The 24,769-nt window shown below is 49.7% G+C and carries 24 protein-coding genes, 1 pseudogene and 1 riboswitch; of the genes and pseudogenes, 15 read left to right on the top strand and 10 right to left on the bottom strand.

Going from position 1 to position 24,769, the window contains the following annotated elements; all coding sequences use genetic code 11:
* Window positions 1-5: 5 nt before the first annotated feature.
* Window positions 6-737 (bottom strand): HTH-type transcriptional regulator MlrA, encoded by a 732-nt coding sequence (gene mlrA, locus ACLJRE_RS09485; protein ID WP_001240416.1) that lies wholly within the window; start codon window positions 735-737, stop codon window positions 6-8.
* Between the two features lie 222 nt (window positions 738-959).
* Here mlrA and ACLJRE_RS09480 point away from each other — a divergent pair, with 222 nt between their 5' ends.
* The 3 genes from ACLJRE_RS09480 to ACLJRE_RS09470 are packed head-to-tail and all read left to right on the top strand — an operon-like array spanning window position 960 to window position 3,875.
* Window positions 960-2,645 (top strand): sensor histidine kinase, encoded by a 1,686-nt coding sequence (locus tag ACLJRE_RS09480; protein ID WP_000272850.1) that lies wholly within the window; start codon window positions 960-962, stop codon window positions 2,643-2,645.
* Window positions 2,642-3,361 carry a two-component system response regulator BtsR gene (gene btsR / locus ACLJRE_RS09475; RefSeq protein WP_000598637.1) on the top strand — a complete coding sequence of 240 codons (720 nt, stop codon included), beginning with the start codon at window positions 2,642-2,644 and terminating at the stop codon, window positions 3,359-3,361. Before ACLJRE_RS09480 ends, btsR begins: the two co-directional genes overlap by 4 nt.
* A gap of 46 nt (window positions 3,362-3,407) precedes the next feature.
* Complete coding sequence (locus ACLJRE_RS09470) at window positions 3,408-3,875, top strand: DUF1456 family protein (protein WP_000950413.1); 468 nt, start codon at window positions 3,408-3,410, stop codon at window positions 3,873-3,875.
* A 56-nt stretch (window positions 3,876-3,931) separates the two neighbouring features.
* On the opposite strand, the gene ACLJRE_RS09465 is transcribed toward ACLJRE_RS09470, so the two are convergent.
* The 3 genes from ACLJRE_RS09465 to metG form a co-directional block, all read right to left on the bottom strand.
* A complete protein-coding gene (locus ACLJRE_RS09465; protein WP_023137005.1) occupies window positions 3,932-4,462 on the bottom strand; it encodes a YehR family lipoprotein in 531 nt (176 codons plus the stop codon).
* Between the two features lie 171 nt (window positions 4,463-4,633).
* Window positions 4,634-5,092, bottom strand: a complete 459-nt coding sequence (locus ACLJRE_RS09460; protein WP_000703136.1) for a YehR family lipoprotein — start codon at window positions 5,090-5,092, stop codon at window positions 4,634-4,636.
* 240 nt (window positions 5,093-5,332) lie between these two features.
* Window positions 5,333-7,366 carry a methionine--tRNA ligase gene (gene metG / locus ACLJRE_RS09455; protein ID WP_410957377.1) on the bottom strand — a complete coding sequence of 678 codons (2,034 nt, stop codon included), beginning with the start codon at window positions 7,364-7,366 and terminating at the stop codon, window positions 5,333-5,335.
* A 164-nt stretch (window positions 7,367-7,530) separates the two neighbouring features.
* On the opposite strand from metG, the gene apbC reads away from it, so the two are divergent.
* The 6 genes from apbC to ACLJRE_RS09425 all read left to right on the top strand — a co-directional run bounded on the left by apbC (window position 7,531) and on the right by ACLJRE_RS09425 (window position 14,253).
* Window positions 7,531-8,640, top strand: a complete 1,110-nt coding sequence (gene apbC, locus ACLJRE_RS09450) for an iron-sulfur cluster carrier protein ApbC (protein WP_001005424.1) — start codon at window positions 7,531-7,533, stop codon at window positions 8,638-8,640.
* A 266-nt stretch (window positions 8,641-8,906) separates the two neighbouring features.
* Window positions 8,907-9,188 (top strand): DUF2574 family protein, encoded by a 282-nt coding sequence (locus tag ACLJRE_RS09445; RefSeq protein WP_001543027.1) that lies wholly within the window; start codon window positions 8,907-8,909, stop codon window positions 9,186-9,188.
* Window positions 9,189-9,466: 278 nt separating this feature from the next.
* Window positions 9,467-10,009 carry a fimbrial protein YehD gene (yehD, locus tag ACLJRE_RS09440; RefSeq protein WP_000830496.1) on the top strand — a complete coding sequence of 181 codons (543 nt, stop codon included), beginning with the start codon at window positions 9,467-9,469 and terminating at the stop codon, window positions 10,007-10,009.
* 51 nt (window positions 10,010-10,060) lie between these two features.
* Entirely contained in the window at window positions 10,061-10,744 is a 684-nt protein-coding gene (locus ACLJRE_RS09435) for a fimbria/pilus periplasmic chaperone (protein ID WP_000675776.1), read from the top strand.
* 12 nt (window positions 10,745-10,756) lie between these two features.
* Window positions 10,757-13,237, top strand: coding sequence for a fimbrial biogenesis outer membrane usher protein (locus tag ACLJRE_RS09430; RefSeq protein WP_000945356.1), 2,481 nt, complete (start codon window positions 10,757-10,759; stop codon window positions 13,235-13,237).
* Between the two features lie 8 nt (window positions 13,238-13,245).
* Window positions 13,246-14,253, top strand: a complete 1,008-nt coding sequence (locus tag ACLJRE_RS09425; protein WP_001269810.1) for a fimbrial protein — start codon at window positions 13,246-13,248, stop codon at window positions 14,251-14,253.
* Window positions 14,254-14,294: 41 nt separating this feature from the next.
* Here ACLJRE_RS09425 and rcnB read toward each other — a convergent pair whose 3' ends face one another.
* Window positions 14,295-14,609, bottom strand: coding sequence for a Ni(II)/Co(II) efflux transporter accessory subunit RcnB (gene rcnB, locus ACLJRE_RS09420; RefSeq protein WP_000837534.1), 315 nt, complete (start codon window positions 14,607-14,609; stop codon window positions 14,295-14,297).
* 281 nt (window positions 14,610-14,890) lie between these two features.
* Window positions 14,891-14,987: riboswitch (TPP riboswitch) on the top strand.
* A 31-nt stretch (window positions 14,988-15,018) separates the two neighbouring features.
* Between rcnB and thiM the strand changes: the two genes are divergently transcribed.
* The 3 genes from thiM to ACLJRE_RS09405 are packed head-to-tail and all read left to right on the top strand — an operon-like array spanning window position 15,019 to window position 17,386.
* Window positions 15,019-15,816 carry a hydroxyethylthiazole kinase gene (thiM, locus tag ACLJRE_RS09415; RefSeq protein ID WP_001182169.1) on the top strand — a complete coding sequence of 266 codons (798 nt, stop codon included), beginning with the start codon at window positions 15,019-15,021 and terminating at the stop codon, window positions 15,814-15,816.
* Window positions 15,803-16,603: a bifunctional hydroxymethylpyrimidine kinase/phosphomethylpyrimidine kinase gene (gene thiD / locus ACLJRE_RS09410; RefSeq protein ID WP_000822248.1), complete on the top strand. Its 801-nt coding sequence runs from the start codon at window positions 15,803-15,805 to the stop codon at window positions 16,601-16,603. The genes thiM and thiD overlap by 14 nt, the downstream gene beginning before the upstream one ends.
* Window positions 16,604-16,639: 36 nt before the next feature.
* Entirely contained in the window at window positions 16,640-17,386 is a 747-nt protein-coding gene (locus tag ACLJRE_RS09405) for a GntR family transcriptional regulator (protein WP_000434059.1), read from the top strand.
* On the opposite strand, the gene ACLJRE_RS09400 is transcribed toward ACLJRE_RS09405, so the two are convergent.
* The 3 genes from ACLJRE_RS09400 to ACLJRE_RS09390 are packed head-to-tail and all read right to left on the bottom strand — an operon-like array spanning window position 17,360 to window position 20,594.
* On the bottom strand, window positions 17,360-18,325 hold the full coding sequence (locus ACLJRE_RS09400) for a PfkB family carbohydrate kinase (protein ID WP_023212556.1): 966 nt from the start codon (window positions 18,323-18,325) through the stop codon (window positions 17,360-17,362). The two genes, ACLJRE_RS09405 and ACLJRE_RS09400, sit on opposite strands and share 27 nt — an antisense overlap.
* Entirely contained in the window at window positions 18,322-19,326 is a 1,005-nt protein-coding gene (locus ACLJRE_RS09395; RefSeq protein WP_023212555.1) for an ADP-ribosylglycohydrolase family protein, read from the bottom strand. Before ACLJRE_RS09395 ends, ACLJRE_RS09400 begins: the two co-directional genes overlap by 4 nt.
* Entirely contained in the window at window positions 19,323-20,594 is a 1,272-nt protein-coding gene (locus ACLJRE_RS09390; protein WP_410957376.1) for a nucleoside permease, read from the bottom strand. Before ACLJRE_RS09390 ends, ACLJRE_RS09395 begins: the two co-directional genes overlap by 4 nt.
* Before the next feature lie 253 nt (window positions 20,595-20,847).
* Between ACLJRE_RS09390 and fbaB the strand changes: the two genes are divergently transcribed.
* Entirely contained in the window at window positions 20,848-21,900 is a 1,053-nt protein-coding gene (gene fbaB / locus ACLJRE_RS09385) for a class I fructose-bisphosphate aldolase (RefSeq protein ID WP_000129590.1), read from the top strand.
* 52 nt (window positions 21,901-21,952) lie between these two features.
* Here fbaB and yegS read toward each other — a convergent pair whose 3' ends face one another.
* Entirely contained in the window at window positions 21,953-22,852 is a 900-nt protein-coding gene (gene yegS / locus ACLJRE_RS09380; RefSeq protein WP_001273393.1) for a lipid kinase YegS, read from the bottom strand.
* 558 nt (window positions 22,853-23,410) lie between these two features.
* Between yegS and steD the strand changes: the two genes are divergently transcribed.
* Window positions 23,411-23,746 carry a type III secretion system effector SteD gene (steD, locus tag ACLJRE_RS09375; protein ID WP_001612048.1) on the top strand — a complete coding sequence of 112 codons (336 nt, stop codon included), beginning with the start codon at window positions 23,411-23,413 and terminating at the stop codon, window positions 23,744-23,746.
* 121 nt (window positions 23,747-23,867) lie between these two features.
* Complete coding sequence (locus ACLJRE_RS09370) at window positions 23,868-24,284, top strand: CesT family type III secretion system chaperone (protein WP_001543023.1); 417 nt, start codon at window positions 23,868-23,870, stop codon at window positions 24,282-24,284.
* A 9-nt stretch (window positions 24,285-24,293) separates the two neighbouring features.
* Here ACLJRE_RS09370 and ACLJRE_RS09365 read toward each other — a convergent pair.
* A pseudogene (locus ACLJRE_RS09365) lies at window positions 24,294-24,473 on the bottom strand (non-LEE encoded effector protein NleB); the annotation flags it as partial.
* Window positions 24,474-24,769: the final 296 nt, after the last annotated feature.

The following is a 24,769-nucleotide window of genomic DNA, read 5'->3' as shown; positions in this document are numbered from 1 at the left end:
GCTGTTTAAACGCCAAGGGGATGAATGTCGCATCCCTGGGCGCGCCAGGCCAAAAGTTGCTGCTGCTGCGCCAGCGTCTGGTTTTCTCCGCACCATACCAGTAACGTCTTGCCGTCAAACAGTTCCGGGCGGAACTGGCTAAGCGAGTGCGCCAGCACGTCGATTCGCCATCCCTGTTGGCTGGCGACCCAACCTTCCAGCCACAGGCGGGTGGTATCATGGATATTCCAGCCGATCACCAACGCATCTTTTCCCTGTTTCTTACGCGCAGACGCCAGGCAGAGCGCAATATAGTTGATCAGGATACCGTCAAGAATGCCGAGCAGCGCCTGAAGGGCGGGTTGTTGGCACTGTAATCGTCGCCGCAGGGGGACGAACAGGTTAGTGGTCAATGTCTGGGCTGGATAATCCTGACCGCGTTCTTTGACCCATAGCCGTAAACTGTGCAGATTACTGCTTTGCAGGTAGTGCAGCAGGATCTCCTGCTGTTCGCGCCAGCCGTTAGGTTGTTCGCTACTGTCGCTACTGAGCAGCACTTTGACTTTGCTGACCTGGACGCCGTTATCTATCCAGCGCTTGATTTCGCGGATTCTGTCGATATCGGCATCGTTAAACAGACGATGACCGCCATCCGTTCGCTGTGGTTTTAAAAGTCCATAACGTCTCTGCCACGCGCGCAACGTGACAGGATTGATATCACAAAGCAAAGCCACTTCACCAATTGTGTAAAGCGCCATCGTTTCACCCTTGCTCGCGAGGTCCCGGTTTAACTTTAGACGCTCTTTTACTAACCAGGAAGTTTTGCCTGTTTTTTATGCATTAAAACGCGAAGTAGCGGGTTGCGGCGCGGCGTTTAAGTGATCGTATTCACGAATTCATATTTTTATGCAACAGTTCAAAGAAAGTTAATCGTACTCAATGTATGTTACGCGCTTTTAATTGAAGTGTGGTTTGCGGGTATGTACGAGTTTAATCTGGTGTTGCTGCTGCTTCAGCAGATGTGCGTGTTTCTGGTCATTGCGTGGCTAATGAGTAAAACGCGCCTGTTCATCCCGCTTATGCAGGTCACGGTTCGTCTGCCGCACAAGCTTCTGTGTTACGTCACGTTTTCTATCTTCTGCATTATGGGCACTTATTTTGGGCTGCATATCGAAGATTCGATTGCCAATACCCGCGCGATTGGCGCGGTGATGGGCGGCCTACTCGGCGGGCCGGTCGTCGGCGGGCTGGTCGGCCTGACCGGTGGGTTACATCGGTATTCTATGGGCGGCATGACGGCGCTGAGCTGTATGATTTCCACCATCGTCGAAGGGCTGCTGGGCGGGTTGGTACACAGCGTTCTCATACGTCGCGGACGCCCGGACAAAGTGTTTAGCCCGCTGACGGCGGGAGCAATTACGTGTGTTGCCGAACTGGTGCAGATGCTGATTATTTTATTGATAGCCAGGCCGTTTGACGATGCCCTGCATCTGGTCAGTAATATTGCCGCGCCGATGATGGTGACGAATACCGTTGGCGCCGCGCTGTTCATGCGTATTTTGCTCGATAAGCGCGCCATGTTCGAAAAATATACTTCGGCATTTTCTGCTACCGCGCTGAAGGTCGCCGCGTCAACGGAGGGGATTCTGCGTCAGGGATTTAACGAAGTGAACAGTATGAAGGTGGCGCAGGTGTTATATCAGGAGTTGGATATCGGCGCCGTCGCCATCACCGATCGCGAAAAACTGCTGGCTTTTACCGGTATTGGCGACGATCACCATCTACCGGGCAAACCCATTTCATCAGGTTATACGCTGAAAGCGATTGAAACCGGAGAGGTGGTTTATGCCGATGGCAACGAAGTGCCGTATCGCTGTTCGCTACACCCGCAGTGTAAACTCGGCTCGACGCTGGTGATCCCGCTGCGTGGCGAAAATCAGCGAGTCATGGGCACCATTAAATTGTACGAAGCGAAAAACCGGCTGTTCAGCTCAATTAACCGTACCCTGGGAGAGGGTATTGCGCAGCTTTTATCCGCGCAGATCCTGGCCGGGCAGTATGAACGGCAGAAGGCGTTGCTGACGCAGTCAGAGATCAAGCTGTTGCACGCGCAGGTGAATCCGCATTTTCTGTTTAACGCGCTCAATACCATTAAAGCGGTGATTCGCCGCGACAGCGAACAGGCCAGCCAACTGGTGCAGTACTTGTCGACCTTTTTTCGCAAAAATTTAAAACGCCCGTCGGAAATTGTCACGCTGGCGGATGAAATTGAACACGTGAACGCTTATCTGCAAATTGAAAAAGCGCGTTTTCAGTCGCGTCTGCAGGTACAGCTTGATGTTCCATCGACGCTTTCACGTCAGAAATTGCCTGCGTTTACATTACAGCCGATTGTTGAGAACGCCATTAAACATGGCACGTCGCAACTGCTTGATACCGGCAACGTCGCTATTCGCGCCCGGCGCGAAGGGCAGCATTTGATGTTAGATATTGAAGATAATGCGGGACTGTATCAGCCTTCCGCCGGCAGTAGCGGGCTGGGGATGAGTCTGGTGGATAAACGTCTGCGCGAACACTTTGGCGATGATTATGGTATTAGCGTGGCCTGCGAGCCGGACTGTTTTACCCGAATTACATTACGACTTCCACTGGAGGAGGACGCATGATTAAAGTGCTGATTGTGGATGATGAGCCGTTAGCGCGGGAAAATCTGCGGATTTTGCTCCAGGGGCAGGATGACATTGAGATTGTGGGAGAGTGCGCGAACGCGGTAGAAGCGATTGGCGCGGTACATAAGCTGCGACCTGATGTGCTGTTTCTGGATATTCAGATGCCGCGTATCAGTGGACTGGAGATGGTAGGAATGCTTGACCCGGAACACCGCCCGTATATCGTTTTTTTAACCGCGTTTGACGAATACGCCATCAAAGCCTTTGAAGAACACGCTTTTGATTATCTGCTCAAGCCGATAGAGGAGAAACGGCTGGAGAAAACGTTACATCGTCTGCGTCAGGAGCGCAGTAAACAGGATGTTTCGTTGTTGCCGGAAAACCAGCAGGCGCTTAAATTCATTCCCTGTACCGGACACAGCCGGATCTATTTGTTGCAAATGGATGATGTCGCCTTTGTCAGTAGCCGTATGAGCGGCGTTTATGTGACCAGCAGTGAAGGTAAAGAGGGGTTTACCGAGCTGACGCTGCGCACGCTGGAAAGCCGGACGCCGCTACTGCGTTGTCATCGTCAGTTTCTGGTGAATATGGCCCATTTGCAGGAAATTCGGCTGGAGGATAATGGGCAGGCAGAGCTGATTTTACGCAACGGCCTGACGGTGCCGGTAAGCCGTCGCTATCTGAAAAGTTTAAAAGAGGCGATTGGCCTGTAAAAGACTGTTAGAATATCGTTTTGCCATAGAAACGACCGAAGGCCTCATGCTGAGTAACGATATTCTGCGTAGCGTGCGCTACATTTTAAAAGCTAATAATACCGATCTGGCGCGCATCCTGGCGCTGGGTAACGTTGATGCTACGCCGGAGCAGATTGCAATCTGGTTGCGCAAAGAAGAGGAAGAGGGGTTTCAGCGTTGCCCGGATATCGTGTTGTCCTCATTTCTCAATGGCCTCATTTATGAAAAACGCGGCAAAGATGAGGCGGCGCCTGCATTGACGGCGGAACGTCGTATCAACAACAATATTGTGCTGAAAAAGCTGCGTATCGCCTTTTCGCTAAAAACAGATGATATCCTGGCGATACTTACCGGTCAGTTGTTTCGTGTCTCAATGCCAGAGATCACCGCGATGATGCGCGCGCCGGATCATAAGAACTTCCGCGAATGCGGCGATCAGTTTATGCGTTATTTTCTGCGCGGTCTGGCGGCCCGTGAACACGCGGCGAAGTAATTCTGCGGTATTGTTCCCGGCAGCGTCCTGTCTGACCGGGAAAACGCATTATTATACTAATTGATTCTATGATACCCGCTCTCTTCCAACAGTTTCTGCGAGCGAATCATTGACAGATAGTGCGCGGAACAGTTGTCAATTGATGATCCTGGCAATTTACAGAGGTCGCTCATTTTTGCCTGGGTAAAATCAATATTCACATATTCCGTAGCATAGCTATCATAATAGTCGATTCGTTCAGTCAAACCCGGCATACCCTGATAAGCTTCGCTGACTTGACTCAGCATTTTTTGTGCTTCTTCTTTATTATTGGCTTTCAGGGTTTTATAAAGTATTTTATTTTCAGATGCTTGACGTAAAACGATATCCCCTTTGTAGTAATAGGTTAACTTGATTTCAATACCGTTGAGATTACCTACATAGCGTTGTGTTTCCTCTGACTCTTTGTTAGCGGCTATCTTTTTGATAAACGCTGTCATGTTATTTTGCTTTCCCTGGAGAGTATCGTTTTTCTGATCGCAGCCAGTTATGCTAACCGATAGAGAGAGCGCGAATAGTGGCAGCGCCATAAGGCGTAGAATCCGCATAACAATTCCTTGTCGTTAAGTATTGGTGTAGCCAGGAATTCAGGGATTATAGGCTTTGGCGAGGGGACTTACAGCGAGGCTGTCTTTTTTCGGAATTCATAAAGAAAAGACGCTGCCGAAGCAGCGCCCTGAGCGACTTTACCAGTCGATGCAATACATTATGCCTGCCAGTTATTTCGCTTCTTTAAAACCAGCAGCTTCCAGCAGCGTCTGGGTTTGTTTCATGCTGATACCTTTGCTGGTATCGCCGGACACCATTGTCCCAGAGATTCCCTGTAACGCTTTAAAGTCCACTTTTTCCATATCCACAGAGACGTTTTCCTGGGCATAGGTATCTTCATAGGTTAATTTTTCTTCTACTCCGGCGATATTTTTATATTTCGCGCTCAGCGGATCGAGAATTTTGGCGGCATCTTCTTTCGTTTTAGCGCCTACAGTGGCATAGCTGATTTTACTTTCAGACGTCTGCTTAATGATTTTGTCACCTTTATAGGTGTAAGTAATTGAAATTTCTGTCCCCGCCAGGTTTGCGTTAAAGGTCTTTGATTCTTCTTTATCGCCACAGCCAGCAAGAGAGAATACCAGTACGGAAGCCAAAGCCGCGGACAATAACTTGCCAGAAATTTTCATCTAAAACTCCATTTTATATAATGATTGGGTTTTTAAAATAATTTCAATGAATTAATTTAACCCAGTAATAGCAATGTATCAGGGAGGGATAGAATATGACTTTTAGCCGTTATTTAGCAGTCCGGATATGGAGTCTTAGCGCTATTGCTTATTAAGGAAAAAGTTAAAACGCGCGGATGGGGCGATATGCCACTCAGGATTAAGCGGTTAAAAAAGCCGGAGCATGCTCCGGCTTGTTGCTTATTTCACCTGCTGGCCAGGCTTCGCGCCCTCATCAGGGCTTAACAGGAAGATATCTTTCCCGCCAGGTCCTGCGGCCATCACCATTCCCTCGGAGACGCCAAAGCGCATTTTGCGCGGCGCGAGGTTGGCGACCATTACCGTCTGGCGGCCAATCAGCGCCTGCGGGTCCGGGTAGGCGGAACGAATGCCGGAGAAGACGTTACGCTTCTCGCCGCCCAGATCCAGCGTCAGACGCAGCAATTTGTCAGAGCCTTCCACAAACTCGGCATTTTCAATCAGCGCCACGCGCAGATCGACTTTCGCAAAATCGTCAAAGGTGATGGTTTCCTGAATCGGGAAGTCGGCTAACGGGCCGGTAACCGGCGTGGCTGCGGCTTTCACCTCTTCTTTAGACGCTTCAACCAGCGCTTCAACTTGCTTCATGTCGATGCGATTGTAGAGCGCCTTAAAGGTGTTGACCTTGTGACCGAGCAACGGCTCTTCAATAGCATCCCAGTTCAGTTCGCTGTTCAGGAAGGCTTCAACGCGTTCAGAAAGCGTCGGCAGTACCGGTTTCAGATACGTCATCAGCACGCGGAACAGGTTGATGCCCATCGAGCAAATGGCCTGCAGGTCAGCGTCGCGGCCTTCCTGTTTAGCCACCACCCACGGCGCTTGCTCGTCAACATAACGGTTAGCGACGTCGGCCAGCGCCATAATATCACGGATAGCTTTACCGAATTCACGGCTTTCCCATGCTTCGCCAATCACCGCAGCGGCGTCAGTAAAGGTTTTGTACAATTGCGGATCGGCCAGTTCAGCCGCCAGCACGCCGTCGAAACGCTTATTGATAAAACCGGCGTTACGCGAGGCCAGGTTGACTACTTTATTGACGATATCGGCATTGACGCGCTGGACAAAGTCTTCCAGGTTCAGGTCGATGTCATCAATGCGTGAAGAAAGCTTCGCGGTGTAGTAGTAGCGCAGGCTGTCGGCGTCAAAGTGTTTCAGCCAGGTGCTGGCCTTAATGAAGGTGCCGCGAGACTTAGACATCTTCGCGCCGTTCACCGTCACGTAACCGTGAACGAACAGGTTGGTCGGCTTACGGAAGTGGCTGCCTTCCAGCATGGCCGGCCAGAACAGACTGTGGAAATAGACGATGTCTTTGCCGATGAAGTGGTACAGCTCGGCGTCGGAGTCTTTTTTCCAGTACTCATCAAAACTGGTCGTGTCACCGCGCTTATCGCACAGATTTTTGAAGGAGCCCATATAGCCAATCGGCGCGTCCAGCCAGACGTAGAAATATTTGCCCGGTGCGTTCGGGATTTCGAAACCAAAATATGGCGCGTCGCGGGAAATGTCCCACTGCTGCAGGCCGGATTCAAACCACTCCTGCATTTTATTCGCCACCTGCTCCTGCAGCGCGCCGCTGCGGGTCCACGCCTGCAGCATTTCGCTAAATGACGGCAGGTCAAAGAAAAAGTGCTCGGAGTCACGCATTACCGGCGTCGCGCCGGACACCACGGATTTCGGCTCGATAAGTTCGGTCGGGCTGTAAGTTGCGCCGCAGACTTCACAGTTATCGCCGTACTGGTCCGCGGATTTACATTTCGGGCAGGTGCCTTTCACAAATCGGTCCGGCAGGAACATGCCTTTTTCCGGATCGTAGAGTTGAGAGATGGTGCGGTTCTTAATAAAACCGTTCTCTTTCAGGCGCGTATAAATCAGCTCGGACAGCTCGCGATTCTCGTCGCTGTGCGTTGAGTGGTAGTTGTCGTAGCTAATATTAAAACCGGCGAAATCGGTCTGGTGCTCCTGGCTCATTTCACCGATCATTTGCTCCGGCGTAATACCAAGCTGCTGCGCTTTCAGCATGATCGGCGTGCCATGAGCGTCATCGGCACAGATGAAGTTAACCTCATGGCCGCGCATTCGCTGGTAACGGACCCAGACATCAGCCTGGATGTGCTCCAGCATATGGCCGAGGTGGATAGAGCCGTTGGCGTACGGCAGCGCGCACGTTACCAGAATTTTCTTCGCGACTTGAGTCATAGTGGGTATTACTTCTTCTGTTGTAAAAAAGGGCTTTGATAGTACCAAAATGGTAATTACTGCGCCAAGCGATAAGGGCATTTATCCGTAAATGAATAATTGTTACCGCTGGAGTAAACTACAAAGTTACAATCGTACTTTTCAGAACTACAAAAGGAGTCGGGATGAACGAACAATCCCAGGCCAAATCACCAGATACCCTGCGAGCGATGGTCGCCGGGACGCTGGCGAATTTTCAGCACCCAACCCTGAAGCATAACCTCACCACGCTTAAGGCGTTGCACCACGTCGCCTGGATGGATGATACGCTGCACGTTGAGCTGGTCATGCCGTTCGTCTGGAACAGCGCGTTTGAGGTCTTAAAAGAGCAATGCAGCGCCGATCTGTTACGTATTACAGGCGCAAAAGCGATCGACTGGAAACTGTCGTACAACATTGCGACGCTGAAACGCGTCAAAAATCAGCCTGGCATTAATGGCGTGAAAAACATCATTGCCGTGAGCTCCGGTAAAGGCGGGGTGGGTAAATCGTCCACGGCGGTAAACCTGGCGCTGGCGTTAGCGGCTGAAGGCGCAAAGGTCGGGGTTCTCGATGCCGATATTTACGGTCCGTCGATCCCAACCATGCTTGGCGCAGAAGATCAGCGCCCGACATCGCCAGACGGTACGCATATGGCGCCGATTATGTCTCACGGCCTGGCGACCAACTCGATCGGCTATCTGGTGACTGACGATAACGCGATGGTATGGCGCGGCCCAATGGCCAGTAAGGCGCTGATGCAGATGTTACAGGAGACTCTGTGGCCGGATCTGGATTATCTGGTACTGGATATGCCGCCGGGAACCGGGGATATTCAGCTAACGCTGGCGCAGAACATTCCTGTTACCGGCGCGGTGGTGGTGACTACGCCGCAGGATATCGCGCTAATCGACGCCAAAAAAGGTATCGTGATGTTCGAGAAGGTGGAAGTGCCGGTGCTCGGCATTGTGGAAAATATGAGTATGCATATTTGTAGCAACTGTGGCCATCACGAACCGATCTTCGGCACGGGCGGCGCGCAGAAGCTGGCGGAAAAATATCATACTCAGCTTCTGGGTCAGATGCCGCTGCATATTAGTCTGCGCGAAGATCTCGATCGCGGTACGCCGACGGTGGTTAGCCGTCCGGAGAGCGAATTTACCGCGATCTATCGCGAACTGGCCGATCGCGTTGCGGCACAGCTTTACTGGCAGGGTGAAGTGATTCCGGGTGAAATCGCCTTCCGCGCGGTGTAATTTCTGGCGTTAAATCTTATTCATCGCATCAATGATATATTGATGCGGTGAATATATGGAATGGAAAAGCTGCGTAATATTGTTTATCCTGCCTGTATAATCCATGTCTTTTTCTGAATAATTTGCCTCAATGCATCATTTGAATTGATCAAACCTATCTCATTAATCTACCATTCCAATTGGTTTTAGCAGGGACGTTAATACATAATTCAACGGAAAAATGGCTTGTACGCTGTTTTCCACTTAAAACAGGAATAATGAACGCAATGAAGAAAAGTTTATTCTTGGGATTTATAACTCTGGCTTATGGAATGAGTTTACAGGCTTTGGCTTCTGATACGGCAACCTTAACCATTACCGGGAGGGTTGTTGAACCAACATGCAGTACTGATGTTGTGAATAATACGGTGCAGCAGCGATGTGGTCAGACTCTTCATCATACAGATATTAACAATGTTACCCCCACTCCTGCACAAGGCATTGTTACTGAAATTGTCGCTGTTCCTGGGGATTCCACACGACAGATAGTGTTAAATCGCTACGACTAAGAAAATATATTGTTTATTAAGCCTCTATCATTTCAATGAATGATAGAGGCTTTTTTATTTGCGGTACAAATAATTATTGTCAATTAATTACGCTAATTTATTAAATTTTAAAATAGTACTCACCTTCACTTATTTGCTACAACTATATTGATATTTGTAACTTGTTTTAAATCAATAAAACAACACGTTTACATTGCAGTAACGTTTTTGGTGTGCGAATTTAAATCCAAGAGTTAACCCTCTTAACAAATAGAAATTATTTTATTAAGGAAGATACTATGAAACGTTCAATTATTTCTGCTGCTGTACTGTCTGCTGTATTTATGAGTGCTGGGGCGTTTGCTGTTGATACGGATTCTGGCATATTGAATATTAATGGTAAGGTAACCGGAACTTCATGTCAGTTTGTTGATGGCGCGACAGAGGCTACAATTACATTGTCTAGCATTCCGGATTCTTTATTCAATGAGGTTGATGTCGGGAATGATGTTACGTATGGAGAGGGGCGTGCCAGTTCACCATTGCAAATTAAATGTGCAAACGCTTCAAATGTTAAGGTTTTCATTTCTGCTAATGACGTTGACAATAACGATATTATTATACCTACTATTGGCTTGGATACTGGAGTAGGTTTTAAACTGTTCCATAACAATAAATCGATTGCTAAATCTGGAAGCGAAGGTATTCCTTTAAGTGACTTTCCAGCAGCAGACGATGGTGTATATAAACTCGATCTTGCAGCTCGTTACGCTAAAAGGACAATGGCTGTAACCCCTGGTGATGTAAATGCCACTGTGACTCTGAAAGTTGTTCAGGAATAAATTATAACCGGCAGTATTGTACTGCCGGTAGTTAATCTGAAGGGATAATGAATGAAAGGATTTTACGCATTAATTATATCATCAATCATTATGCCCGCCCATGCGGGAATTGTGATCTACGGTACTCGCGTTATCTACCCAGCAGATAAAAAGGAAGTATTAGTCCAGTTGATGAACCAAGGGAACCGATCTTCACTGGTTCAGTCATGGATTGATGACGGCGACAGTTCTTTACCGCCGGAAAAAATTCATGTGCCATTTATGATTACACCTCCGGTTGCAAAGGTGGCTGGAAACTCAGGCCAGCAGTTGAAAATTAAAAAAATGGCACATATGCTGCCTAACAACAAAGAAAGTTTATTTTTCCTCAATGTACTGGATATTCCACCGAACAATCCAGATAATGTAGGAAAGAATGTGCTCAAGTTCGCGATGCAGAATCGAATTAAACTATTTTATCGGCCGAAAGGGATTTCGCCAGTTAATATGCATACGTTTCAAAAACTGTCTATGAAACGTAACGGCAGTATTTATTCCATTAAGAATGATGCCGCTAACTGGATCACAGTGACGGAAGTAAAAGCTAATAATGTTAAAATAAATAACGAAAGTATTATGCTTGCACCGCTCTCCAGTGCAGATGTGGCATTAAAAAGTGCTAATGCCAATCAGTATAAAATGACCATTATTGACGATCACGGTAATTATATTAGCGATAACGTCAGCTTAAAATAACAGGAGCTGGTTATGTTAAGGATGACTCCGATTGCTTCGGCGGTATTACTGTTGCTACTCGGCATTGATGCCCATGCCGCAGAAGAAACGTTTGATACAAATTTTATGATGGGTGGAATGAAAGGTGAGAGGGTTTCTGATTTTCGCCTCGATGATAACCAACCCCTGCCAGGCCAATATGATATTGACATCTACGTCAATAAGCAGTGGCGTGGTAAGTATGATATTACTGTTAAGGATAATCCGGATGACACCTGTTTATCCCGCGATGCATTAACGCGTCTGGGGATAAATATACAAGCGTTGGACAAGCAGAATGAATGCCCAACCTTGAAGCAGGCGGTACAAGGGGGCAGTTATGCCTGGAATATTGGCACGTTTCGTCTGGATCTTAGCGTTCCACAGGCGTTTGTCGATGAACTTGAGCAAGGGTATGTTCCTCCGGAAAACTGGGATCGTGGCATTAATGCCTTCTATACCTCGTACTATGCCAGCCAGTATTACAGCGACTATAAGGATTCTGGCAACAGTAAAAGTACCTACGCGCGTTTCACCAGCGGGTTAAACCTGCTGGGCTGGCAGCTGCATTCCGATGCCAGCTATAACAAAACCGATGACAGCAGCGGGGAGTGGAAAAGCAACACCCTGTATTTGGAGCGTGGCATCCCACAAATTCTGGGCACTCTGCGTGCCGGGGATATGTATACCTCATCAGATATTTTTGATGCGGTGCGTTTTCGTGGCGTACGGCTGTATCGCGATATGCAGATGCTGCCGAACTCAAAACAGAATTTTACGCCGCTGGTGCAGGGGATTGCGCAAAGTAACGCGCTGGTCACCATCGAACAGAACGGTTTTGTGGTTTACCAGAAAGAGGTTCCGCCAGGCCCGTTCTCTATTGCGGATTTACAGTTGGCAGGCGGCGGTGCGGATCTTGATGTTAGCATCAAAGAGGCTGACGGATCGGTAACAACCTATCTGGTGCCCTATGCTGCGGTGCCCAATATGTTGCAGCCGGGTGTTTCAAAATATGATTTTGCGGCAGGGCGTAGCCATATCGAAGGCGCCAGCAACCAGACCGATTTTGCGCAGATGAGCTACCAATACGGGCTGAATAATCTCTTAACGCTGTACGGCGGCACCATGCTGGCGGATAACTACAATGCATTTACGTTGGGTACTGGCTGGAATACGCGTATCGGCGCGATTTCCGTCGATATGACACAATCGCATAGCAAGCAAGACAATGGTGATGTGTTTGACGGGCAAAGTTACCAGATTGCCTATAACAAGTATTTGACGCAAACCGCCACCCGTTTTGGGCTTGCTGCCTATCGTTACTCGTCACGAGATTACCGAACGTTTAACGATCACGTTTGGGCCAATAACAAAGACAGCTATGATCGTGATGAAAATGATGTGTACGACATTGCGGATTATTATCAGAACGATTTTGGTCGTAAGAACAGTTTTTCGGCGAACGTCAGCCAATCTTTGCCGCAGGGCTGGGGCTCTGTATCTTTGAGCACGCTGTGGCGTGATTATTGGGGGCGTAGCGGTAACAGTAAAGATTATCAGCTGAGCTATTCCAATAGCTGGCAACGGATTAGCTATACCTTTTCCGCCAGCCAGACTTACGATGAAGATCATCACGAAGATAAGCGTTTTAACGTCTTTATCTCTATTCCGTTCGATTGGGGAGATGATATTAGCGCTCCGCGCAGGCATTTGTATGTGTCTAACTCAACGACCTTTGATGATGACGGTTTTGCGTCAAATAATACCGGGCTTTCCGGCACCGCAGGCAGTCGCGATCAGTTTAACTATGGGGTGAATCTCAGCCATCAACGGCAGGACAGCGAGACAACGGCTGGCGGTAATCTGACGTGGAATGCGCCAGTTGCGACGCTTAACGGCAGCTATAGTCAGTCGTCTAAATATACACAAACTGGCGGCAGTATTTCCGGGGGGCTGGTGGCTTGGTCTGGGGGCGTGAATTTAGCCAACCGACTGTCGGAAACGTTTGCCGTGATGCATGCGCCGGGCCTGGAAGGAGCGTATGTTAATGGGCAGAAATACCGCACCACCAACCGTAATGGCGTGGTGGTCTACGATGGTTTAACGCCGTATCGTGAAAACCACTTGATGCTGGATGTCTCCAACACTAATAGTGAAACCGATCTGCAAGGGAATCGGCGTAATACAGCCCCATATCGGGGGGCAGTCGTTCTGGCGACGTTTGATACCGACCAACGTAAACCTTGGTATATCCGGGCGCAGCGTCCCGATGGTTCACCGCTGACCTTTGGTTACGAAGTAGAGGATATTCATGGACATAATATTGGCGTGGTAGGCCAGGGAAGCCAGCTCTTTATTCGCACCAATGAAGTACCGCCGGAAATAAATGTGGCGATTGATAAACAACAGGGACTTTCATGCTCAATCACTTTCGGCAAAACGATTGATGAAAGTAAAGTTTATATTTGTCGGTGAGGAATGTCATGAGATATTTATTGATGTTGTTTATGATTTTTATATCTTCAAATTTGCAAGCGTATTGTTATATTATAAATCCGGAATCTGCTAGCAATACAAAAATAGAGGATGTAATTGAAATTAAATTAGATAGCAAGAATGTTTTTGAAAAAGAAGTATCAATGGTATTTCCAGATTCTTTCTCTGGATTCCATTGTATGGGAGGGACTGCTGTAGAAAACCGCTTTAAGACAACGTATTCAAGTGGTAATGGGGAGACTGTAAGATATAAAATAAATGATGGTAGCGGACATAGGTTGTATGTTGATGTGACATTGTTTGTTGACGGTAGCCAAACAGGAAAACAAAAAGCCAATGAGACTTCTCAAGCCAGTAAACTAAACAATAACTTAAAATACAAGGTGTTGGCTAAGGTGGTAAAAGTGGAGGCAGATGATAATAGTATTGAAGCCAAATCTGCAGGTGAAGCTTTTTTGTTAGGAAATTATATCAAAGTTAAACCATTGGATTGTCATGGTGCAGTTATTTGTGCTCATGATAACACCAATCATGAATATAGTTTTAAAGTGCCGATAAAAATATTTTTTACTAAGACAACATGTTCTTTGTCTAATAATGAGATTACATTGCCTCCTATTTCATTAAGTGATCTGTTGGCTGGTAATGCTCAGGTCGAATACTTTCCTGATGCACTGAAATTTACATGTGATGGAGGGCTGGGAATGACGACAAGTATTGTAAATTATCATTTTTCTGCCGTTTCAGCAACCAATGGAGATTATTTGGCAAATGAATTAACAAGCGCCGATAGTGCAAAAAATGTTGGGTTTAAAATTTTCCTTAATGATAACCTTATTCATGTAAACTCTGATGAGAAAAGGCAACTGTTAGGGTATAATAAAGAAATGACTGAAGCTTCAGAACTGAAGCTGGGTGTACAATACTATAAATATGGTAACGTCCAACCGGGCAATGTAAAAAGTAGTGTTTATATTATTACAAGTTATCAGTAATCAATGCTAAGCACACTCTCCTTAACGGAGAGTGTGCTTTTTTATCGATGATAAAAAATCTCGCCATCATAGGCTTTGATGATTTTTCCATCGGTATCGTTAATCAGTACATACGCGCCGCCCATATAGGTCCAGTGAGTACCGGCATCTGGCGCGGGCAGATTACGTAATTTCCACTGTTTAATATTATACTCATCGGTGCGGTACATTTGCGGAACGGTATCACCGGGCTTGAAGTGGGTGAAGTCGGCGATAAAGCTTTTTAACTCATATTGATCAATGCCCGTTGTCGCGGGGGCGGCCCATGCAAAACTGGTTGCAAGCAACAGCGCGCAAGGCAGCAACTTACTTTTCATACTTTTACCCTCCACATATGCGGGTCAGTTAACATCGTGTGTATCATTTCTGCTGGTGGCGTATCTGACAAGCGCTATTTTGTTATCTCACGCCCCTTTTCGTAAAAAGTGTAAACGAAAGCGTCGTGCAGCAACATATCCGCCAGCAAGTTTGCCAGAACCGAATAGGTTTTGAGAACTATCTGGTAACGCTGAAATTATCGTCCGCCGTTGGCTGTAAATTTACATTGTCTGGCGCAGACAGTATGCTTAATAGCGAAACCCCGCTTAACACGGTGGGGCTTGACGACTCGGGGTGCCCTTCTTTGTGAAGGCTGAGAAATACCCGTACCACCTGATCTGGATAATGCCAGCGTAGGGAAGTCTGACACTGCTCGTGTCCCTTCTTCACGCGGGCAGGAGCTGAACCATGCAGCCTGACCTGCACTGCCGCACGCTTGCGGCGCATACGTTAAAACACTTTCGCGCGCTCTCCCCGCTTACGCACTGTATGACGAATGACGTCGTACAAACGTTTACCGCCAATACGTTGCTGGCGCTGGGCGCTTCACCCGCCATGGTGATTGATCCTGTCGAGGCCAGACCGTTTGCCGCCATCGCCAACGCCTTGCTGGTTAATGTCGGAACATTAACCGCCTCACGCGCTGAAGCGATGCGTGCGGCGGTAGAAAGCGCTTATGATGCCAAAACGCCGTGGACGCTTGATCCTGTCGCAGTAGGCGCGCTGGAATTTCGTCGGCGATTTTGCCTGGATCTCTTGTCCCTGCGCCCGGCGGCAATACGCGGCAACGCCTCGGAAATCCTGGCGTTAGCCGGCATGGCGCTGGGCGGACGCGGCGTAGATACCACCGAGGCGGCGTTGGCCGCACTGCCTGCGGCGCAGGCGCTGGCGCGTCAGATAGACTGCATCGTTGTGGTTACCGGAGAGATAGATTACGTCACTAATGGCCAGCGCACGCTGAGCATTCCCGGCGGCGATCCGTTAATGACTCGCATTGTAGGCACCGGCTGCGCGTTGTCGGCGGTCGTCGCCGCCAGTTGCGCGTTACCGGGCGCCGCGCTGGACAATGTCGCGTCGGCCTGCTGCTGGATGAAACTGGCTGGACAGACCGCGGCAGAGCGTAGCGAAGGACCGGGTAGCTTCATCCCGGCTTTTCTTGATGCGCTCTATCATCTGGATGTGGAGGCGGCCAATGAAGAGAATTAACGCGCTAACGATTGCCGGTACCGATCCCAGCGGCGGGGCCGGTATCCAGGCGGATCTCAAGACCTTTTCCGCGCTGGGCGCATATGGCTGTTCGGTCATCACCGCGCTGGTGGCGCAAAATACCTGTGGCGTACAGTCGGTGTACCGGATAGAGCCGGACTTTGTCGCCGCTCAACTTGATTCCGTGCTCAGCGATGTGCGCATTGATACCACGAAAATCGGGATGCTGGCGGAAACCGATATTGTCGAGGCCGTGGCGGAACGACTACAGCGCCATCATGTACGTAATGTGGTGCTGGATACGGTGATGCTGGCGAAAAGCGGCGATCCGTTGCTCTCGCCCTCTGCGATAGAAACATTACGCGTCCGGCTGTTGCCGCAGGTATCGCTGATTACGCCTAATTTGCCGGAAGCCGCAGCGTTGCTGGATGCGCCCCATGCGCGTACGGAACAGGAGATGCTGGCGCAGGGGCGGGCGTTACTGGCGATGGGGTGTGAAGCGGTATTGATGAAAGGCGGGCATTTAGAGGATGCGCAAAGCCCGGACTGGCTCTTTACCCGTGAGGGCGAGCAGCGTTTTAGCGCGCCGCGTGTGAACACCAAAAATACGCATGGGACGGGCTGTACGTTGTCGGCGGCGCTGGCGGCGTTACGGCCCCGGCATCGCTGTTGGGGAGAGACGGTAAACGAGGCGAAGGCATGGCTTTCGGCGGCGCTGGCGCAGGCGGACACGCTGGAAGTGGGGAAGGGCATTGGTCCGGTACATCATTTCCACGCGTGGTGGTAGTATACTGCCTACAGACCCGTCGTCAGGAAATGATAAATGGAACAAGCGCATACCCGGCTCATCGCGCAACTGAATGAACGAATTTCAGCGGCGGATAATACGCCGCTATACATGAAATTCGCCCAGACGGTAAAGGATGCCGTGCGCAGCGGTATTCTTGAGCACGGTAATATTTTGCCTGGCGAACGCGATCTCAGCCAGCTTACCGGCGTCTCGCGCATCACGGTACGGAAAGCGATGCAGGCGCTGGAAGAAGAGGGTGTCGTCACGCGCGCCCGTGGCTACGGTACGCAAATCAATAATATCTTTGAATATTCTCTGAAAGAGGCGCGGGGATTTTCTCAGCAGGTTGTCTTGCGCGGCAAAAAACCGGATACGCTATGGGTTAACAAACGCGTGGTAAGTTGTCCGGATGAGATCGCGCAACACCTGGCGATCCCCGCAGGCAGCGACGTCTTTTTACTCAAACGCATTCGTTATGTTGATGAGGACGCGGTATCGATTGAAGAGTCCTGGGTGCCCGCGCATCTGATTCATGATGTCGACGCGATTGGCATTTCGCTGTATGACTATTTTCGTCGCCAGCACATTTACCCTCAGCGTACCCGATCTCGCGTCAGCGCCCGGATGCCGGATGATGAGTTTCAGTCGCATATTCAAATGGATGGTAAAGTGCCGGTGCTGGTGATTAAGCAGGTGGCGCTCGATCAGCAGCAGCGGCCTATTGAATACAGCATCAGTTATTGTCGTAGCGACCTATACGTTTTTGTGTGCGAGGAGTAGCGCTTCGCGTGTGGGCGCGCAGTCGCCGCCGCGATGCCCGACCACCCAGCTCGCCACCGCATTTCCCAGCAGTACGGCATCCGCGAGCGACCAGCCTGACGCCAGTCCTGCCAGCACGCCGCCAGCATGGCTGTCGCCCGCGCCGATGGTATCCACCACGGTTGCCGGAAACGCTGGCACAACGCCGGAAGATTGCGCGCTAAAATACCACGCTCCGTCTTTATCGTGGCGCACTACCAGCGGCGCGGAAAAGCGTTTTACCCATGCTTCGCCGAAAGTGCGCGTATCGGTCGCAAGCCCGGTGCGTTCCGCAGCGATGATGGCTTCCTGGCGGTTGAGGGAGACGATGGGCCGGCAGGCCATAATGCGCGCCATTGTATCGTCTGTAATATCACCGATTCGTGGGCCAAAATCGATAAAAGGCGTTACATCGTCGACGGTTTCCAGCCACTGGATCAGTGGTTCGCCACAGGACGAGGCCAGTTGATAGCCGGACAGGTAGACAAGACTGCCCCGCGGTGTCCTGAGCTGCGACAGCCAGTCCGCATTCCACTGGTTTTCCACGCCGCTAAAAGACATAAACGTGCGTTCGCCATCCGGTTCGACTAACGCCATACACCAGCCGTTATCCCCTTCAACCGCGTCAATCACGCTGGATAATCCCTCTTTTGCCAGACGGCGGCGAATCCTCTCCGACCACACGCCCTGGCCCAGCGGCAGCGCATTGCTGGCGTCAATCCCCAGTCGTTTCAACGCCACGGCAATATTCAGCGCACAGCCGCCGACATTGACGCTCTGTTGTTGCAGTTCAATATCGCCTCCGCGACGCGGCAACGTCCAGGCGTCGGCAATGATATCGATCACTGCCGCGCCGATAACGGTGAGCGGACGCCGGGTATGCAGGGTCGGTAATAATGTCTGCAACCGTGCGCCGTTCATAGTGCCTCCCGCCGTTGACGATAACTCGCCAGCGCAACGGCATAGCGCGCAAAATCCAGCTGATTAACATCGTCCAGCGTTTGCTTTAACTGGGGGTTAATGGCGCTTACCCCGTGCAACGCGCCGCAAATGGCGGTAGCCATCGCGCCGATAGTGTCGGTATCGCCGCCGAGGTTAGCGCACAGCACGGCACAGCGGTTAGGATCGGTATTCGCCAGTTCCACCATGGCGATAGCGCAGGGAACCGATTCAATGGTGCTGGTTCCCGCGCCGATGATCTGATAGAGCTGTTCGCTGGCAGATTCGACGCCGTCGGCGTGGCGGACAATGTTTAGCGCCAGTTCCAGACGTGCCGATAGCGAGGCGCTAAACGTGGTAATACGCGCTGTCTGCGCCTGATGGGCGACGGCGGGGAGCGAGTCGGCAATACTTTGCCACGTGTCGCCGTTAACCGCTCGCGAGACGGCCCAGGCGACAACCACGGCGCCAGCCACCGCCAGATCGGATTTATGCGTCGGGCTGGAGGCTAACGCTACTTCTGCTATAAAGGCTGTCAGGTTAGTTGGTGGCAACAGGCAGCCCAACGGCGAAACGCGCATGGCCGCGCCGTTAGTCACGCCGTTGTTTTCCAGCGCCGCGATGGGTTTGCCGTCGCGAATCGCATTCAGCGCAATTTTTGACGTCGGGCCGAGTACATTTTTATTGAACGCATCAAAGCGTTCCGCCCAGGCGAGGATGTTACGTCCAATAATCTCGGGATCAATGTTGCCTTCGCATTCGAGTAGCGCGTCGGCCAGGCAGAGCGCCATTGCGGTATCATCCGTAAACTCCGCGCGGTTAAAATAGCAGGCGGCATTATTCTCTTTTGGCCCGGGCAGAAAGCGGTCAATCCAGCCGAAATGCGCTTTGACGCGCGTTCTCGGCCACAGCTCAGAGGGCATTCCCATCGCATCCCCTAACGCTTGCCCGTAAAGAGCACCGAGAATACGTTCTGCTTTCATTTTACTTCCCCTTGTGTCAACGCAATATCGCGATCGTCAATAGCAGTGATCTCTTTGTTCGATTCGCGAAAGAAAATCATAAACAGTAGCGCGATGACGGCAATCATCACTGCGCCAAACGTCCACATGCCCGCCCAGTTGAATGTCAGACCGTTAACCGGTTGCGGATAAGCAAACATTTTTTCCATCATCACGCCGCCGAGGCGATAGCCCAGCAGGCTGCCGAATCCCTGACAGCAGAGGGTGATAAGCCCTTGCGCAGCGGTACGCATATGAACCGGCGCTTTTTTATCGACATAAATGTAGGCGGTGACGTAGTAGAAATCGTAACTTACGCCGTGCAGCAAAATACCGAGGAACAGCAGGGCGTAAATGAAGTACGTCTCCGCGCCGCCATAGACAAAAAAGCCGTAGCGGATCGCGGCGGTAATAAGACCAAGCAATAATACCTTTTTAATACCAAAGCGCTTAGTGAAAAAGGGCAGAGCCAGCATAAAGAAGATTTCAGAGAACTGGCCGAGCGTCATCCAGCCGGTGGCGTTTTTCATTCCCACTTCTGTCAGATAGCCGTTAGCGAAGATGTAGTAGAAGGCCAGCGGCATCGCAAACAGGAAGGAACAGAAGAAGAAAACGAGAAAGTTTTTATCGCGCAGCAGGACCAGCGCATCCAGCCCCAGCATCACTTTAATATCCATCTTGCCGGTGCTTTTTGGCGGCGTGTCTGGCAGACAGAACGCAAATACGCCCAGCAACGCTGAACTTGCGGCGGTTATGAGCAGTGGAATGTTGGTGGGGGAAATATCGTTATAGCCTAACATTTGCGGCAGGAATCCACAGGCGAGGCCGGAGGCAATCCACCCAATGGTTCCCATAACGCGAATGCGTGGAAAATCGCGTTCAACATCCGGTACGTTAGCGAAGGCAATGCTGTTTGTCAGCGCGATGGTCGGCATATAGGTCAATGAATAGGCCAGAAGCAGCGGAAAGAATCCGACAAAGGTGGTTTGCTGCGCCGCGAAATACATCAGCACGGCGCCTGCAAACATCAGTACCGCCAGAACTTTTTGCGCTGAGAAAAAACGGTCGGTAACGGAGCCGACCAGAATCGGCGACAGGATCGCCGCAATGGCGGTACAGGAATAAGACCAGCCTATTTCACCGGCGGAAAACCCGCTTTTATTTAGCCATAGCCACAGGGGGACGAACCAGGCGCCCCAGATAAACCACTCCACGAACATCATGAACGACAGTTTAAAGGTCGTTTTCATTTTTGAATCCTTCATGACAGGTAAGGTACGCCATGACAATACCATTTAATAATACCTTTTAAATACCAATGAGCATTAATTTTGACCGATCTAACACTTTTTCGGACGTGAATCGAGTCAGCAGATAGCGCCGAAAAAATGCGCTAAAGTTGGCAAAAATGGTCGGTCAGTACCAGGCTTATTGCGACCCGCAATCTGCGGGACAGGACTATTCACCTTCCGATACCCTATCGGAACTTACGGGAGCATAGCTATGACTGATATTGCGCAGTTGCTTGGCAAAGACGCCGACAGCCTTTTACAGCATCGTTGTATGACCATTCCGTCCGATCAGCTTTATCTACCCGGCAAGGATTACGTTGACCGGGTGATGATTGACAATAATCGTCCACCAGCCGTTCTGCGTAATATGCAGACGCTCTATAATACTGGTCGCCTGGCGGGAACAGGATACCTTTCGATACTGCCCGTCGATCAGGGGGTGGAGCACTCCGCCGGCGCTTCTTTTGCGGCCAACCCGCGCTACTTTGACCCAAAAAACATTGTTGAATTGGCGATTGAGGCCGGCTGTAACTGCGTGGCCTCTACCTACGGCGTACTGGCCTCGGTTTCACGGCGTTATGCGCACCGTATTCCGTTTTTGGTCAAACTGAATCACAACGAAACATTGAGCTATCCGACAGAGTACGATCAGACCCTGTACGCCAGCGTTGAGCAGGCGTTCAATATGGGCGCCGTGGCGGTAGGCGCGACGATCTATTTCGGTTCGGAACAGTCTCGTCGCCAGATTGAAGAGATCTCCGCCGCTTTTGAGCGTGCGCATGAGCTGGGTATGGTGACCGTATTGTGGGCTTACCTGCGTAATTCTTCCTTTAAAAAAGACGGCGTCGATTACCATGTATCCGCTGACCTGACGGGGCAAGCCAACCATCTGGCCGCTACGATTGGCGCGGATATTGTGAAACAGAAAATGGCCGAGAATAATGGCGGTTATAAAGCGGTCAACTTCGGCTATACCGACGATCGCGTGTACAGCAAACTGACCAGCGATAACCCGATTGATTTGGTACGTTACCAGTTGGCGAACTGCTATATGGGACGCGCCGGGCTTATCAACTCCGGCGGCGCGGACGGCGGCGACACTGATCTCGGCGACGCGGTTCGTACCGCGGTGATCAACAAACGAGCTGGTGGAATGGGGCTAATTCTGGGACGTAAAGCCTTTAAGAAATCGATGGCTGATGGCGTGAAGTTGATTAACGCCGTACAGGATGTCTATCTGGATAGCAAAGTCACCATCGCCTGAGTTTAACGAAGAAAAGCCGGATGTGAGCGCATCCGGCCAGCGACAGGTGTTATTAACGTAGCAACGGGCAGTCTGGCGGCAGCCGACAGCGTAATGCGCCAGGTAGCACCTCAATATGAAATTCTTGTCCGCTGAGTGGTTCGCCATCCAGATTAAACGTGATTTCATGCGGCGCATGAATATCAAACCACGCCGAGGCGCCGTCAATAATATTCGGATTGTCATCTGACTGCGTGAGCGTGGAAAACAGCGCCGGCAGCAGCTCTTCGCCAGTAAAAATCCGTAGCTGTAACAGTCCGTCGTTAATCAGCGCGGTGGGACATAATTGCTGCCCGCCGCCGGCCTGACGACCGTTGCCGATGCCGATCACCAGCGCATCTCCCTGCCAGTGAAAGTTTTCGCCACGTATTTCGCAGCGGTCAGGGGTCAGCGTATCCATTCTCATCAGACCGTGGATAAGATAGGAGACGCCGCCCAACGCGGCCTTGAGTTTTTCCGGCGTTTCGGTGGTAATGCGGGTGCCAAAACCGCCCGTCGCCATATTGATAAAACAGGTTTTATCATTGACCCTGGCCATATCAATTTCCATCGCGTTTCCGGCAATCGCCAGTTTCAGCGCTTTGTCCAGCGCTTCAGGAATACCGGCGCTGGTGGCAAAATCGTTGGCAGTGCCGAGCGGCAAAAGGCCCAGTGCAGGGGCTACGCCGTCGCGGATCTGGATGAGCGCGGTCGACACTTCATTAATGGTACCGTCTCCGCCGCCGGCAATCACCGTTTCAACGCCCAGTCTACGGGCTTCATCAACGTAACGCTGCGCGTCGCCTTTTTCCCAGGTTACCCGAACGTGAATCTGTATACCTTCGTCGCGAAGGAGAGTAATGGCCTCACGTAGCGGCTGGTTATCAGCGCTTTTGCCATTGAGGATCAGTAAGCTGGCGGGAAAGTTAGCCATCCGTTATGCCTTAATAGGTTGAACAACAATCTCCAGAAAGTGTATAGTAGAAATGAAAAAGCGAGGTCAGAACAGGATGAAAATTGAAATGTTGCGCACTTATTGCTTTACCGTTTTTCTTCCTGCTGTACGCAGCGGTAAGTGAAGCATGGTTTAAGGCAAATGGCGACAAGAGAGATGCCGGTATGCGCATTGAGTAGCGCTTGTGAGGGTGCAGGGAAACCACAAGGGGGAGTCAGACGCTTTCCGATATAGCGCCTTTGATAACGAAACGGAGAATTAACAAGACGAACATACGTCAGTTATCAGTATTAATTTCAAACACCATAATATCAGATAAAAACCTGATATTTATTACCAAACATACTTTTTAATAGCATAAAATCGAAATGTTCTTTAGACTGCTTTGGCAGGAACAAGACGCACTATTAGCAGTACACTATTCTTGTTATCAAATAAAACCTATTTAGATGATGACTTAGCGCGGTGTCTTATAGTCGTGCCTGAGGTACCGCTTTTCTCATAAACATAAACAGGCATGTGCATGAAGAGGTTTATATGAATGTCACTTCAGGCGTGAATGCGCAAACGCCATTGCTCCCTCCTTCTGAACGGGGTAATGACGAAAAACCAGTAGCTGAAATCGTTGAGTTTAACGCTTACGGCAATAAACCCAGATGTTTAATGTGTCTGGGAACCTCGGCATTGTTTACAAGTGTTTTCAGTGGGGTATGCTCAGGGGCTGTCGCCAGTGTCAGTAGTGGTGCTGCATATACTACCGCTCTGACGGTTTTAGGCGCATCGCTTGGCATGGGGGGAATTGGTATGATGGGAATATGCGCCGGACTATATCTTAGCGCAAATGGCATCAGAACCCGGCCAGCCTGGCCATAAATGAGCAAACACAGCAAGTCATAGGGAAAAGATGAATTCCGACGATGACACGGGGTGTTAAGCGTCCAGACAAGAGGCTTATGACTTATATAGAAACTCTTTAAATAGAGTATGGGGTGTTATGTATTCAAGAGCCGATCGCTTATTAAGACAGTTTTCACTAAAATTAAATTCCGATTCAATTGCCTTTGACGAAAACAGATTATGCTCATTTATTATAGATAACCGTTACCGTATCTTACTAACAAGCACTAATAGCGAGTATATAATGATATACGGTTTTTGCGGAAGACCTCCGGATAATAATAATCTTGCTTTTGAATTTCTCAATGCTAATTTATGGTTTGCAGAGAATAATGGACCACATTTGTGTTATGATAATAACTCACAATCATTATTACTGGCTCTCAATTTCTCACTCAATGAAAGTTCTGTAGAGAAACTTGAATGTGAAATTGAGGTAGTTATTAGATCAATGGAGAATCTGTATCACATTTTACAGGATAAAGGAATAACTCTGGATACCGATTATACGTGACGGTGGGAAGGGTGTTTGGTGATCTGGTGGTAATAGAGGATAATCAATCCCAGCAAAACTTACATGGCCTGATGAAGGTGGACTGAGCGTAGGTGCGATGGTTTGAGTATTACTTTGACATGAAATCAAACCTCTAATCCGGGAAAACATTATTTTAATCCTTGTAAAAGCGGCATTAAAACGTGCCATAACTTTACACGCTTAAATTATCGGTTTTTAACCTTAATTTAATAACTTGGAAACTTTTTGTGTAAGTTCTCACAAAGCAGTTCTTGATTTAATTCACTGATTTTAAACGTAAATGTCAGAATGCTAAGTCCTGAGTCTGACCGGATGCGGGAGGATTGTGACTTGCTGGCTGGCAATGGATAGGGGAGGTCTCTAAACCAAAGCGCCCATTTGCGCTTTGGTTAGTGTGGTCAATTTTTGGATATGGCGGGAAGTACCACTTTTTTATTGATTATATGCAAAAAATAAGCCTGCGT

Origin of the sequence: Salmonella sp. SAL04157 (assembly GCF_046551635.1) — a bacterium.
Taxonomy (GTDB): domain Bacteria; phylum Pseudomonadota; class Gammaproteobacteria; order Enterobacterales; family Enterobacteriaceae; genus Salmonella; species Salmonella enterica.
This window is presented reverse-complemented; position numbering and strand designations above follow the sequence as displayed.

Excerpts from the sequence above, each read along its gene's own strand:
- mlrA (WP_001240416.1), bottom strand. The coding sequence starts at position 737 with ATGGCGCTTTACACAATTGGTGAAGTGGCTTTGCTTTGTGATATCAAT.
- ACLJRE_RS09480 (WP_000272850.1), top strand. The coding sequence starts at position 960 with ATGTACGAGTTTAATCTGGTGTTGCTGCTGCTTCAGCAGATGTGCGTG.
- btsR (WP_000598637.1), top strand. The coding sequence starts at position 2,642 with ATGATTAAAGTGCTGATTGTGGATGATGAGCCGTTAGCGCGGGAAAAT.
- ACLJRE_RS09470 (WP_000950413.1), top strand. The coding sequence starts at position 3,408 with ATGCTGAGTAACGATATTCTGCGTAGCGTGCGCTACATTTTAAAAGCT.
- ACLJRE_RS09465 (WP_023137005.1), bottom strand. The coding sequence starts at position 4,462 with ATGCGGATTCTACGCCTTATGGCGCTGCCACTATTCGCGCTCTCTCTA.
- ACLJRE_RS09460 (WP_000703136.1), bottom strand. The coding sequence starts at position 5,092 with ATGAAAATTTCTGGCAAGTTATTGTCCGCGGCTTTGGCTTCCGTACTG.
- metG (WP_410957377.1), bottom strand. The coding sequence starts at position 7,366 with ATGACTCAAGTCGCGAAGAAAATTCTGGTAACGTGCGCGCTGCCGTAC.
- apbC (WP_001005424.1), top strand. The coding sequence starts at position 7,531 with ATGAACGAACAATCCCAGGCCAAATCACCAGATACCCTGCGAGCGATG.
- ACLJRE_RS09445 (WP_001543027.1), top strand. The coding sequence starts at position 8,907 with ATGAAGAAAAGTTTATTCTTGGGATTTATAACTCTGGCTTATGGAATG.
- yehD (WP_000830496.1), top strand. The coding sequence starts at position 9,467 with ATGAAACGTTCAATTATTTCTGCTGCTGTACTGTCTGCTGTATTTATG.
- ACLJRE_RS09435 (WP_000675776.1), top strand. The coding sequence starts at position 10,061 with ATGAAAGGATTTTACGCATTAATTATATCATCAATCATTATGCCCGCC.
- ACLJRE_RS09430 (WP_000945356.1), top strand. The coding sequence starts at position 10,757 with ATGTTAAGGATGACTCCGATTGCTTCGGCGGTATTACTGTTGCTACTC.
- ACLJRE_RS09425 (WP_001269810.1), top strand. The coding sequence starts at position 13,246 with ATGAGATATTTATTGATGTTGTTTATGATTTTTATATCTTCAAATTTG.
- rcnB (WP_000837534.1), bottom strand. The coding sequence starts at position 14,609 with ATGAAAAGTAAGTTGCTGCCTTGCGCGCTGTTGCTTGCAACCAGTTTT.
- thiM (WP_001182169.1), top strand. The coding sequence starts at position 15,019 with ATGCAGCCTGACCTGCACTGCCGCACGCTTGCGGCGCATACGTTAAAA.
- thiD (WP_000822248.1), top strand. The coding sequence starts at position 15,803 with ATGAAGAGAATTAACGCGCTAACGATTGCCGGTACCGATCCCAGCGGC.
- ACLJRE_RS09405 (WP_000434059.1), top strand. The coding sequence starts at position 16,640 with ATGGAACAAGCGCATACCCGGCTCATCGCGCAACTGAATGAACGAATT.
- ACLJRE_RS09400 (WP_023212556.1), bottom strand. The coding sequence starts at position 18,325 with ATGAACGGCGCACGGTTGCAGACATTATTACCGACCCTGCATACCCGG.
- ACLJRE_RS09395 (WP_023212555.1), bottom strand. The coding sequence starts at position 19,326 with ATGAAAGCAGAACGTATTCTCGGTGCTCTTTACGGGCAAGCGTTAGGG.
- ACLJRE_RS09390 (WP_410957376.1), bottom strand. The coding sequence starts at position 20,594 with ATGAAAACGACCTTTAAACTGTCGTTCATGATGTTCGTGGAGTGGTTT.
- fbaB (WP_000129590.1), top strand. The coding sequence starts at position 20,848 with ATGACTGATATTGCGCAGTTGCTTGGCAAAGACGCCGACAGCCTTTTA.
- yegS (WP_001273393.1), bottom strand. The coding sequence starts at position 22,852 with ATGGCTAACTTTCCCGCCAGCTTACTGATCCTCAATGGCAAAAGCGCT.
- steD (WP_001612048.1), top strand. The coding sequence starts at position 23,411 with ATGAATGTCACTTCAGGCGTGAATGCGCAAACGCCATTGCTCCCTCCT.
- ACLJRE_RS09370 (WP_001543023.1), top strand. The coding sequence starts at position 23,868 with ATGTATTCAAGAGCCGATCGCTTATTAAGACAGTTTTCACTAAAATTA.